This window comes from Verrucomicrobiia bacterium, assembly GCA_035765895.1.
Lineage (GTDB): Bacteria > Verrucomicrobiota > Verrucomicrobiia > Limisphaerales > DSYF01 > DSYF01.
The window spans coordinates 40,520-53,711 of record DASTWL010000053.1 but is presented as its reverse complement, the minus strand read 5'-3'; the positions used below and the strand labels follow the sequence as shown (position 1 = coordinate 53,711).

6 protein-coding genes are annotated in these 13,192 nt (G+C 59.9%); all 6 read left to right on the top strand.

Features of this window, described 5'->3' with window-relative positions:
- The first annotated feature begins 57 nt into the window (after positions 1-57).
- The 6 genes from VFV96_11215 to VFV96_11190 all read left to right on the top strand — a co-directional run bounded on the left by VFV96_11215 (position 58) and on the right by VFV96_11190 (position 13,190).
- Positions 58-1,296 carry a multiheme c-type cytochrome gene (locus VFV96_11215; GenBank protein HEU5070964.1) on the top strand — a complete coding sequence of 413 codons (1,239 nt, stop codon included), beginning with the start codon at positions 58-60 and terminating at the stop codon, positions 1,294-1,296.
- Entirely contained in the window at positions 1,280-2,098 is an 819-nt protein-coding gene (locus VFV96_11210) for a hypothetical protein (protein HEU5070963.1), read from the top strand. Before VFV96_11215 ends, VFV96_11210 begins: the two co-directional genes overlap by 17 nt.
- Before the next feature lie 495 nt (positions 2,099-2,593).
- Positions 2,594-7,390 carry a LamG-like jellyroll fold domain-containing protein gene (locus VFV96_11205; GenBank protein ID HEU5070962.1) on the top strand — a complete coding sequence of 1,599 codons (4,797 nt, stop codon included), beginning with the start codon at positions 2,594-2,596 and terminating at the stop codon, positions 7,388-7,390.
- An 86-nt stretch (positions 7,391-7,476) separates the two neighbouring features.
- Positions 7,477-9,924 (top strand): beta-galactosidase, encoded by a 2,448-nt coding sequence (locus VFV96_11200; protein ID HEU5070961.1) that lies wholly within the window; start codon positions 7,477-7,479, stop codon positions 9,922-9,924.
- Positions 9,925-10,174: 250 nt separating this feature from the next.
- Complete coding sequence (locus tag VFV96_11195; protein ID HEU5070960.1) at positions 10,175-11,143, top strand: glycoside hydrolase family protein; 969 nt, start codon at positions 10,175-10,177, stop codon at positions 11,141-11,143.
- A gap of 97 nt (positions 11,144-11,240) precedes the next feature.
- Entirely contained in the window at positions 11,241-13,190 is a 1,950-nt protein-coding gene (locus VFV96_11190; protein HEU5070959.1) for an alginate lyase family protein, read from the top strand.
- The last annotated feature ends 2 nt before the right edge of the window (positions 13,191-13,192 follow it).

The window sequence follows — 13,192 nt, the reverse complement described above, 5'->3', positions numbered from 1 at the left end:
GCGGCTCGCGGGGCAAAATGGCTTGACGCCATCAACGGGCGTCGTCAACTAAAGGTCATGCACTTCCGCGGCGTCTTCATCGCCATCGCCATGGCCACGGCCATGATCGTGGCGGCCTACCTGGTGAATTCCCGCCGGCCCCGCGTGGTGGTCGAACAGCCCAGCGCGGCGCTCATCCGGGCCAGCGGCAAATGCGCCGAATGCCACCGCAACGCGCAATACTCCATCGTCCACGAATTTGAGATGAGCGTGCATGCCCGGAAGGGTGTGAACTGCCTTGATTGCCACCAGGTGGCGGCAGGCCAGCAGGGCACCAACCACAATGGCTTTGTCATCAACACGGCGGTGACGCCGGCCAACTGCCGCACCTGCCACGAGGCCATCTACCAGCAATTCCTGCACAGCCGGCATGCGGCGGCATCGTGGGCCGCGGTGGCCGGTGACAAGGATTTCACGCCGGAGCAGGTGGCCTTTGGCGAACATTATCAACCGGGCGCTGTCAAGCGGCCGCCGAACGCGCTCACCACGCTGGAAGGCGCGGCCGCGACGACGAGCGGCTGCGCCAGTTGCCACAGCGTCGGGCGGCCCAACCCGGACGGAACCATCGGCAACTGCACGGCCTGTCACACGCGGCACACGTCCTCGGTGGAACTGGCCCGCCTGCCGTCCACCTGCGGCCAGTGCCATCTGGGGCCGGACCATTCGCAGATGGAAATTTACACCGAATCCAAGCACGGCGTGATGTTTGCGGCGCAGAGGCAGTTGCTCAATCTGTCCGCACCGCCGGACAAGCTGACGACGCATGACATGTTCGTTCCCACGTGCGCCACCTGCCACATGAGCGGCATCAATGGCACGGGCGTGACGCATGATCCCTCGGAACGCCTGTCCTACTATTTGTTTGCCGAAGTGACCAAGCCCCGGCCCGACGCCGCGCGGGCGCAGGCCAAGATGAAGAACATCTGCCTGCAATGCCACACGCCGGCGCTGGTGGACCGCGTCTATCGCGAGGCGGACGAAGTGGTCAAGTCAACGAACGAAAAAGTGCTGGCCGCCAAGGCCATCATGGACCAGTTGCAGCAGGACGGTCTGCTGAAGGGCGAACCTTACAGCCAGCCCATTGCGTTCAAGTATTTCGACCTCTGGCATTATTACGGCCGCACCGCCAAGCACGGTGCGTTCATGGGCGGCGCGGACTTCGTGCAGTGGCACGGCAATTACCCGATTTTGCAGCACCTCGTCGAAATCCGCGCGGAAGCGGAGCAACTGCGCCAGGAACATGCAGCCGGTCGTTAAGTGGTATCGCAGCCCGCGGATGTGGGTTGAATGCTTCGCGCTGTTCAACCTGGGCGGGCTCGCCCCGGACATCTTTCTGGCGCACAGCACCAACTTCTTCCGGCATCGCACGGAATACATCCCGCTGGTCTTCTCGGTCCTGTCGCCGCTGGTGCTGATTCCGGCCGTGGTCTGCCTGGCGCGCGGCAACCTGCGCTGGTGGCGGCGTCTGGGATTTGCGGTCGGCTGGGCCGCCATCTTGATCGGCATTACGGGTTTGGTGTGGCATCTCGAGAGCCAGTTCTTCCAGCGCTGGACGCTGGCGAGCCTGGTTTACGCGGCGCCGTTTGCCGCACCCCTCGCTTACACGGGCATTGGCCTGCTGCTCGTGATGAACCGCATGGTGGACGCGGAGGCGCTCGAGTGGCCGCAATGGGTCATCTTCCTGGCGCTGGGCGGATTCCTGGGCAACTTCGTTTTCAGCGTGACGGACCACGCGCAAAATGGGTTTTACCATGTCACCGAATGGATTCCCGTGGCCAGCAGCGCGCTGGCGGTCGGTTTCATGCTGGTGCCGCTGGTGATGCGCATCAACCGGTCCTATCTGCGGTTTTGTCTCGGCCTGATGCTGCTGCAGGCGCTGGTGGGCCTCGTGGGCTTCGGACTCCACTTGCACGCGGATGTGACGGGCGTGGGGCCGACGTTGTTTGACCGCGTTGTATATGGCGCGCCGGTGTTCGCGCCCATGCTGTTTCCCGACCTGGTGTTGCTCGCCGTGATTGGCATCTGGGGTCTCTACCGGCGGCTGCCGGAGGGATCGTGATTTAACCTGCCAACGGGTCAGCCGGTGGTCGCTACCAGCATTGCGCCCGGGCCGGACGGCTGGCCAACCTCCGCGCATGAACGCCGGCAAATCGGCCGCGTTTGCTTTCACACCACTTCGCTTCGCTGCGGCGGCAGTCTGGGCGTCGCCATGATGAGCAGCGTTTTATCATGATCCGTGCGTCCGCCTCTCGATTTGGGCAGGGCCTCTACTTTACAGCGTTAGTGGCGTGGTTGTTGTGGGCGTGGGGAGGTCGTGTGACGATGCCGCCACTGAAGCCATCGCCGTCACGCCCGTCGGACGGGTCGCCGTCTGACGGGCAGCGACTGGCTTTCCGAGAACCACGCACATCAAATGTCAGCCGTTTGCTGCAAACCAAGGCGCGTCCCGTCCTCCGTGCGGGCCTCCGAAGAGCGCGTGCGCACACCGCGCCGCAACACGGCCAGTCTGGCCAATGAATGTTTTGCCAGGCCCAAGTGCCGGCAAAGGGTGTTTGTGCCGCGTTCGGCATTGTCCGGGCTGTTGTTGATCGCTGCGTTGTTCATTGGGAACGTGTGTCCGGGAGCGGTCGCTTTGGTGGATTATTTCGATTTGCAGAGTTATGGCACGGTCGCCGGGGGACAGACGATCACGGATGCGCTGGGAAATGCCCAAGCCACGCTGAACCCGGATGCCAACACGTCCCTGACCAGCAGCGGCCTGACGATTTCCGGCGGCAATTCCCGCACCACCGGGCTGAATCTGGCGGCGGGCGCGCTCAACGGTTTCACCGGCAGCTTCACGATTCAGACTTGGGTCACCGTTCAGGGCGGGGGCGGCGTGGTCCTGTATGCCGCGAACAACGGCCCCGCCAATGGCTACATCGCGACTGGCTATGATGGCTACGCAGCCGTTTACGGTTTCAAATGGGGAAGCTGCCTCAGCGGTGGCGGAGCGGGCAATGCGACCGGCATAGCCTACAATCGTTACGGGCAGACGGCGGGATTGGCCTATTCAATGACGGCGGGAACGCTGTATGACATCGTTCTGACCTATGACGCCGGGACGCATATTTTCCGGCAGTATGTGAACGGGGCGTTGACGGGATCGCAGACGAATGATTTCAGCCAGAACAGCCTGGCCCAGGCGCAGAACTTCACCGTCGGCGGCGGCACGGCTACGCAAACGTGGGGGGATAATTCGGCCCTTTCCACGACCAAAAGTTTTCTGCTGTATCGCGGGGCGCTCTCGGCCTCGGAGGTGACGAATATTCATAACCTCGGAGTGGGTGCCAGCGTTGCAGCAATTCAAAGTCAGCTTCCGGCGGATAAGACTTTTGTTTGGAATGGCGCCGGCGCGGATAACCATTGGAGCACGGTGGAAAACTGGACTGCGACCAACGCGCCGGCTTACGACGACGTCGTGATTTTTGCGGGCAACACCCAAACGACGGTGAACCTGGATGCCGGCAGTTACGTTGGTTCGCTGACTTTCAGCAACAATGCGGGCAGTTACAACCTCACCAATGCGGCCAATACACTGGGACTGAATGGCGGGCTGACGAACAATTCGGCCAGTGCGCAAACCATCAATGTGCCGGTGACCTTGAGCACGACGCAGCCGATCAACGCGGCGGTCGGCAATTTGATCTTCGGGCAGAACATCAACAATAACGGCAACACCGTGACGTTCGCTGGCAGCGGCGACATTACGCTGAACGGCATGCTGACGGGTTCTGGCGGCGTGGTGCAGACGGGCACCGGCACGCTGACGATTTCGCTGCCATTCAATCCGCCGGCGTCTTACAGCGGCAACACCGTGATTCAATCGGGCGCGTTGCAACTGTTGAATGACAGTTTCCGACTCGTCACGAGCCCGTTTTCGGGCGCGGGCAATTTGGTTGTCTCTACGAACGGCGGGGTGGTTGGGCCAATGGTGCTCTGGGGCGCGAACAACCTGACCGGCACCACGACGGTGAGCAACGGGTCGCTGTTTGTCGCTTATGCGCCGAGTCAATCCATCGGCTCGACGATCTCGGTGCGGGACGGTGCGACGTTCGGTGTGCTGGCCCGGGCGGATACGAATTACGTGTCGCCGAATCATTTGATCATCGGCAGCAGCACAGGGGCGACGCTGCAGTTTGGCATGACGGGCATTTCCGAGCCGGGCCTGACGGGAACGAACCATGCGCCGATTGAAGCGGGCACGGTGACGATCCACGGCACGGCGACAATCAACATCGCCAACTGTCCGTTTGCGACGAACAGTTATCCGCTGTTCACCGGTTACAGTTCGGGAAATCTCGCGTTGGGCTCGCAGCCGCTTGGCTATTCGGGCCAGCTGACGGTGATTGGTTCGACGGTTTTTTACACGGTCACCAATTTGGATAGCCATTACGGGCCATTCGTGCATCCGGGCTGCATGAGCACGCAGGCGGACATTGATCGCATGAAGGCGAAAATTGCCGCCGGGGCCGAGCCGTGGGCGTCGGCTTATGCCGTGCTGACCAACAACGGCCATTCCTCGGCGTCCTACACGGCCAATCCCATTGCGTATCCCTCTCGCGGCGTCAACGACAACTACGCTCCCATGATGAACGACGCCGCGGCTGCCTATGAATGTGCATTGCGCTACCGCCTGACCGGGGACACGAACTTTGCCGAATGCGCGATGCGGAACATGGATTCGTATGCCAAAACGGTGGTGCAAATCCGGGGGAATTCCAATGCGCTGTTGTTGATGGGTGCGCAAGGATTTGATTTTGCCTGCGCGGCGGAATTGCTGCGGGATTACCAGCCGTGGGTGGACTCCGGCGGCTTTGCGCGGTTCCAAAATTTTCTGGTGTATCGGTTTTACACGGATGCGTTCAACGGCAACGGCATCTATTGGTTTCTGATGGCACACAATGGCACGTGCTGGTCGCATTACTGGCTGAACTGGGACGGGTTTGCGTTGAGCGCCGCGGCGGCGATTGGCGTGGTGTGTGACCGGAGGGACATTTACGACTTCGCCGTCAATTACTACAAGGGCAGCGGTGCGGGCAATGGCATGGTGACGAACGCGGTGTATTTCATGCATCCCGGCTATCTGGGGCAGAGCCAGGAAATGGGACGCGACATGGGGCATGCCTCGCTGGATCCGGTGTTGCTGGCGGAACTTTGCGAGGTGGCGTGGAACCAGGGCGACGACTTGTTCGGCTACGACAACAATGCCGTGCTGGCGATGAGCGAATACACCTGCCGGGCAATGACAACCAATGGCGTTCCCTGGGTGAATTACGCGGGCTGCGATGCCACCGCAACGGGGCCGGCCGTCGGCAGCAATTATCGCGCGGGCTTGGACATGATCTGGAATCACTACTTGAACATCAAAGGCTTGTCCGCGCCTTACACGATGGCCTCGGCCCTGGCCAATCGGCCCGAAGGCGGCGGCGGCAATTACGGCGGCAACAGCGGCGGCTTCGATCAAATCGGTTTCACGACCCTGACGCACGCGCTGGATCGCATCACGAATTCACCCGCGCCGAGCGCGTTGCAGGCGGATGCGCCGCTGGCCGGCACGGCAAGAGTCTGGTGGTATGGCAGCGCCTACGCCACCGGTTACAACGTCAAGCGCGCCACGAGCGTCGACGGACCTTACACGGTCATTGCTGCGAATCAATCCGCCACCGACTTTCTCTACACGGACACCAACCTGACGCCGGACACGGCGTATTATTATGTCGTTTCAGCGATCATTAACGGCGTGGAAACGACCAACAGTCTGCCGGTGAGCGTGACGGCGAATCAGCGGTTGACCGGAACGGTGATTGGCACGGACTCCGTCTTCGTCAACGGCCAGTGGAAAGATCAACTGTTCGACAACGCGCCGATCACCTGGTTCGACTGTTCCGCGCCGAGCGGCGGGTGGGCCGGATTGGACTTGGGCGCTTCGTATCGCATCACAAAGGTCGGGTATTATCCGCGCGCGAACTTTCCCGACCGGATGACCGGCGGCAGATTCCAGGGCTGCAACGTGGCCGACTTCAGCAGCGGCGTGGTGACGCTCTGCACGATTGGCAGCACGCCGGCGCCAGGAACGACCACGGTCCAGACGGTCACCAACACGGGCGGCTATCGTTATGTGCGCTACATCGGTCCGCCCAATGGCTATTGCAACACGGCGGAGTTGCAATTCGAGGGAATGCCCGCGCCGGCGGCCGCTCAGGTGCCACCCATGCTTCAAGCTTATTTGAAATTCGACGAAACCAGCGGCACGACCGCAGCCGACGCGACGGGTAACGGTTGGGACGGAACGCTGGTCAACTCCCCGACGCGCGTCGCTGGTTACAGCAACAATGCGGTGAACTTGAGCAGTAACTCCTTTCAATATGTGACCCTGCCCGGCGGCGTGGTCTCGAATCTGGATGCGGTCAGCATTGCCGCCTGGGTAAAGCTGACCAGCAGCAGCACGTGGTCGCGGATTTTCGACTTCGGCACGGGCCAGAGCGTTTACATGTTCCTCACCCCGCGCAACGGGACGACCAATAATGCCATTCGATTCGCCATCACCACCAGCGGGGGCGCCGGCGAGCAGATCATTGACGGCGCCAGCGAACTGCCCACCGGCGTCTGGAAACACGTCGCGGTGACCATCGGCGGCAACGGGGGTGTTCTCTACGTGGACGGCGTCCCCGTCGGCACGAACAGCGCGATGACTCTGGTCCCAAGCTTCCTCGGGACCACGACGCAGAATTACATCGGAAAATCGCAATACAACGATCCGTATTTGAACGGCCAAGTGGACGATTTCCGCATCTACAACGGCGCTTTGAGCGCGGCGGATGTGGCCACGTTCGTCACGCCGCTCGCCGCGCCGACCGGCCTGGCGGCGATGCCGGGCGACGGCCAGATCGTGTTGAGCTGGAATGGCGTCACGAGCGCCAGCAGCTACAGCCTCCTTCGCTCGCTTACGAATGGTGGACCTTACACGCAGATTACGAACGTGACGGCGACCACGTTCACGGATACTGCGCTGGCGAACGGTGTGATGTATTACTACGTCGTCCGCGCCGCGAATGTTGTGGGCGAAAGCCCCAGTTCGATTCAGGTCAGCGCCCGGCCGACATCGGCGGCGCGCCTGACGAGTTCCGCAACCTTGACTGGCAACCAACTTCAATTGAGCTGGCCGGCGGACCACACCGGCTGGCGTTTGCAGGTGAGCACCAATCTGAATACAACCAACTGGCAGGATATCGCCGGAACGGAGGCAACCAACGCGGTTTCGCTTCTGCCAACCAACGGCAACGCATTTTTCCGGCTTATTTATCCATGATCACTATGGGATCAGCGGTCGTGAGGCGATTGCGCAAGCCTTTTGGGATTCTGTGTGTTGTTGCATCGGCCACGAGCGCAAGCCTCATGGCACAAACAACGGCTGGGACGGCCAAATATTTTTCGCATCCGAATCGCATTCGTTATGACGGGCAATGTCTGACCATTGATGGCAGGGACACCTTCATCCGCAGCGCGGAGTTTCATTACTTCCGCACGCCCCGCGAGATGTGGCGCGACCGTTTCCAGAAAATTAAGGAAGCCGGTTTCAATACCGTGGACACCTATGTTCCGTGGAACTGGCACGAACGCGAAATGCCCGCCGGCTTGAACGATTTTTCCAAGGTGGACCTTTCCGAGTTCAAAGCGTGGCTGGACATGGCGCAAAATGAATTCGGATTTTACACCATCGTTCGTCCCGGCCCGTTCATCTGCGCCGAGTGGGCGGGCGGCGGTTATCCGCGCTGGCTCGCGAAGTTCGCACCGACTGCGGGCGATCATTTCTGGCTGCGCAGCCCGGAGGATTCCGACATTACTTGGAGCGTTCACTGGTATGACGCCGTGTGTAAGTTGATTGCCCGGGAACAGATCACCCGCAAGCCAAAGGGCGGCAAAGGCATCGTCCTGATGCAAATTGAAAACGAATACGACGCTTTCAAGTGCGGCCATAAACCGAAAATGCTGCGTGCCTTGTATGAGGCGGCGACCAATTCCGGCGTCAATGTTCCCATCTTCACCTGCCTAACCCGTGAATGTCGCCAGAGCAGCGATCCGGTGCTTTCGCAAGTGTTCGATTGCGACAATTATTACGTCGGCCTCACCGCCGCGCCGAGCTGCGCACAACGCATGATGTCGCTGCGCGCCAAGCAGCCGGATGCGCCGGGCTTTGTCACCGAATTGCAGGGCGGCTGGTTTTCGTTGGTCGGCGGCCAATTGAGCGAGGACAATTATTCCGATGCTCGCCATTACAATGCCATCAGTCTGATGTCGCTGCTGGGCGGCGCAACGGGGCTGAACACCTACATGTTTGTCGGCGGCACGCATTTTGGTGGCTGGCAGGCGCGCGGCCAGACGACCACTTACGATTACAATGCGCCGATTCGCGAGTGGGGCGCGCGCGGCGCGAAATACCTCGCGGCCGGGGGCGTGAACCAGTTCATTCGCGAAAACGAAACGCAATTGCTCCGCGCCAATGGCGGGCCGTGTGAACTGCAAGGCGCGCCGACGAATCTGTTCGGCGGTGTGCGCGTTGGCCCGGACGGCACGCGCTTTGTGTTTCTGGACAACAGCGATCCTAAAAATCCGGTCTCTGGCAAGGTTGCCGTGGTGCCGGGAAAAATCGTGAAGCCGACGGAGCCGATTTACAACATTGACCAGGACGGTAACCGCGTGATGATAAAAACAGCGGACGCTGTTGTGGCTTCCGCGATCATTCCGCCCTTTGATGTGGACTACGATCTTGCGCCGCTGGGCGCGAAGGTGCTGGTGATTGCGCCTGGGAAAACACCGGCGGAAGGCGTTTGGTATCCCAAGCAACAAGAACCGATTGCGCGTCCGGCCGCATTGCCCACGCCGGTGCGAATCGCCACGGCGCTCAAGCGGAACGATCCGCTCAACGGTCCGTGGCAGCCGTTGCCTTCCGGCAAATCGCTGCCGGAACTTGGCGTGAGCGACCAGCGTTACGTCATCTACCGTGCGCGGTTTGCGCTTGCCACTTCTCCGATCAACGAAGCGACGAATTTCACGAAGCTGCTGATCAACACATTCACCCGGGACATTGTTTCCGCTCAGGTGAACGGACGCATTGCGAAGCGCCTTTATCCATCGGATGAGTATGCTGCCGCTGCAACGCGCAACACGAAGAAATCCTTCGACCGCATCCTGCCAAACGAGTTCGACAACCGATTCGACGTCAGTGGACTGTTGCGCGCCGGAACGAACGAAATCGTGCTGCTCTACGAGAACATCGGATTCGAGCATGGCTACATTCCAATGGAGGAACTCAGCGGCATCCGGCGAGCGGGCCTGTCTGGCAATGACCAGGCCATCGCCGAACCGCTCGATTGGGAGGTCGCCACAAATCTTGGGGGCGTCACCGCCGGTTGGAACCAACCGAATCCGAATGTCTCCGCAGCTGATTGGGAAAAGATCCCGCTTGAAACGCAAACGCCGATTGCGCGCAGGGGAAATGACATTCAACCGAAGGGGCATCATGACGCGCTGCTGACCTGGTATCGCGTCGAATTTGAATTGCCGGCGACGCCGATGGACGAGTGGATTCCGTGGCGACTGCTGATCAACGCGTCGGGGAACGGCTTCATGTGGCTGAACGGCCATGACATTGGGAGGCATTGGGAGGCCGGGCCGCAGCGGGAATTCTATTTGCCGGAGTGCTGGCTGAAGTTTGGCAACGGTGAGAAGAACGTGCTGGTGTTCGCGCTGCGCCAGACGATCAACGGCGCGATCATTGGGGCGGCCGAGGTGTCACCTTATCCCGCCGCGGCGGAATTGGCATCGCGAGACTCGCGGCAATAGCGCATGTTTTCCATAACGCAGGACGAAACATAGAAATGAAAAGTTTTCCGCCTAATTTCCCGCGCTTGGCGTTCCAGCTCTGAAAGCCAAATGTATGGGGCGGCATTAATTCGCAAGTATAAATGTGACAATGATCAACCATCGAAAATTATGCTCCCTCGGAGCTGGTTTGGCTCTATTGGCCGCCAGCAACGGTGCTTGTGCTGCTGAACCAAAATCGGCGAAGACGTTCATCGACTATTTCCAGCCAATGCCGATTCTCAGTCTGTTGACTACTAATGTCTGGGGCGCGGCCAGCGTCGGGCCGCGGGACACGAAGAACGGACTCGAAGACGTGACGATGAAGCAATGGGATTATTGGGACGGAAAAATCATCAAGGGACCGGACGGAAAATATCATTTATTTGGCAGCCGTTGGGACCAGGCGCGCGGCCACAACGAATGGTGGAACTCCAAAGCCATTCACGCGGTCAGCGACAACCTTTACGGCCCGTATGTGGACAAGGGCCTTTGCTGGCCAGACAGCGAAGGCGGTCGAGGCCACAACGTCACGGCGTTGCAACTGGCCGACGGTCGTTACGCGATCGTCATCAGCGAAACACGGCCGGGAACAGTGTATGTTTCAAAATCGTTGGACGGCCCGTGGGAATTGCTCGGCAAAATTGCCGTGGCCGATAATCCCAAATGGCGCGCATCGAACGAAATCATTTTGCTTCGGCCGGACGGCAACTACGAAATGTTTGGACGCCCTGGCATTGTCATGATCAGCACCAACGGTGTGCTCGGACCGTATGTGGCCCAAGGCCCGAGTATTTACCCGGGCATCGCTGGAATGCCGCAACACGCCCGGCAAAATCTGGAAGATCCTGTGCTCTGGTTCAGCGGCGGTTTCTATCATGTTACCGTCAATAACTGGAGCGACCGCAAAGCGTATCACCTCACTTCCACCAACGGCATCGATGGCTGGATTTATCGCGGTCTTGCCTACACACCCGCGCAAGACTTTTTGCGCTACACCGATGGCACTGTCAACCGCTGGCCGAAGCTGGAGCGGCCTGGAGTTTACATTGAGAACGGTCATGTCGCGGCGATCACGCTGGCTGTGATCGATGTGGAGAAGGAGCAGGAACATGGCAATGATGGCCACGGCAGCAAAATCATCGTGATTCCGTTTGACGGTAAAGCGCTGGATCGTGATTTGAAAAATGCTTCAAAGTAGTCGAATCCAGGTGCGGCCAATCAATCGCATTTTCCTCAGCATGATCAAAATAATAGCGATATCGGCAGCATTATGCGTCGCTGGAAATCTCGCTGCCGTGCAGCCATTCGTGCATCCCGGCGGCTTGCACACGAGGGCGGATCTTGAGCGGATGCGCACCAACGTGCTGGCGGGGAATCATCCGTGGATTGACGACTGGCAGCAGCTCTTGCGCGATCCGCAAGCGCAAAGCAATTGGAAGCCCGCCGCGCAAGCCAATCTCGGTGTGAGTCGTCAGCGCGCCGACCGCGATGCCCACGCCGCTTATCTCAACGCGCTGCGCTGGGCCATTTCTGGCGACACCAACAACGCCGAGTGCGCCGTGCGGATTTGCAACGCGTGGTCGTCGTCGGTGGATCAAATTCCGCATGGCGCGGACATTCCCGGCTTGAGCGGCATTCCCATATTTGACTTCGCGATGGCCGGTGAATTGTTGCGCATTTATCCCGGGTGGCAGGCGAAGGATTTCAATGCGTTCACCAACATGATGGTGAAATACTTTTATCCCCAGTGCCACGGTTTCCTTTCCAATCATGCCGGACGATGCATCAGTTACTTCTGGGCGAACTGGGACGCCTGCAACATCGGCGCGCTGATCGCCATGGGCGTATTGTGTGACAGCACGAACATCTTCAATGAAGGCGTCGAATACTTCAAACACGGGCAGGGGAATGGCGCCATTTCCAACGCCGTGCCGTTTCTTTACTCGGAAAATTGCGGCCAGTGGCAGGAAAGCGGGCGCGATCAAGCCCACGCGCAACTTGGCGTGGGCCTGTTGGGCAGCGCGTGTCAGGTGGCGTGGAATCAGGGCGTGGATTTGTTTGGCTACGCGAACAATCGTTTGTTGGCCGGCGCGGAATACGTGGCCAAGTGCAACCTTTCGTATCCTGCCTCGGAAATTCCCTACACGTTTTACAACAACTGCGCCGATGCCCGGCAGTTTAATCTCACGATCAATGGGCGTGGCCGGATCGGCTGGCCTGTCTGGGAATTGATTTACAATCATTACGCGGTTTTGCGTGGCTTGCCCGCGCCTTACACCAAAAAAATGACGGAACTGGTCCGGCCTGAATTAGGCAGTTGGGATCATTTCGGTTACGGCACGCTGACGTTCACGCTGCGCGCCGACGCGTCGCCGCTGCCGCCCCATCCGGTGCCGCCGATTCCGGGGGGCTTGACCGCGACCGGCGGTGTCTCGCGGGTTTTCCTGCGTTGGGAGAAATCTCCCGACGACAGCGCCCAAGGTTACGTGGTCCAACGCGCGACGCGCGCGCGAGGCCCATTCGTTCCGGTCGCTGCGTGGAACAATAACACCGACCCGCAATACACCGACACCACAGTCTCGAACGGCACGGTTTATTACTACACTGTGGCGGCGACCAATCAGGCCGGCCTCGGCGGAAATTCCAAAGTCGTCGCCGCGCAACCGCTCGCCGCCGGGACGCTGCCGCCGGGCTGGACTTGTTCAACGATTGGCAAAACTGCGAAGGGCGTCGGCGCGACTTATTCCGCCGCAAGCGGGAATACATTCGTCACCGAAGTCACGGGCGGGGACATTGGAGGGAAATCGGATTCGCTTACTTTCGTTCATCGTAATGTAACCAACGATTTCGTGTTCATCGCGCGCTTGATCGAGGCGAAGTGGACCGGGCGCGACAAGGTCGGTCTGATGGTGCGCGACTCGTTGAAGCCCGAAGCGAAGGCGGTGGCGCTGACGCTCGGGGAAATCGGCGGACGCCAGTGCCGGTTTGGCGCGCGCTCAGAAACTTCCGCCAAAATGAACTGGCAGCCGGGTTGCGATTACACGTGGCTGCCCGTGTGGTTCAAGATCGAACGCAAGGGTGATACCTTCACCGGCTATCAATCCGTGGATGGCACGAATTGGTTCAAGGCAGGTTCAGCCGAGGCTGTGCTCTCGACGTCTTGCTCGGTTGGTTTTGCCGTGAGCACTGGAAGCGCGGAGAAGTCCATCAGCAACGTGTTCGATCATGTGAGTCTCGACCCATGAAG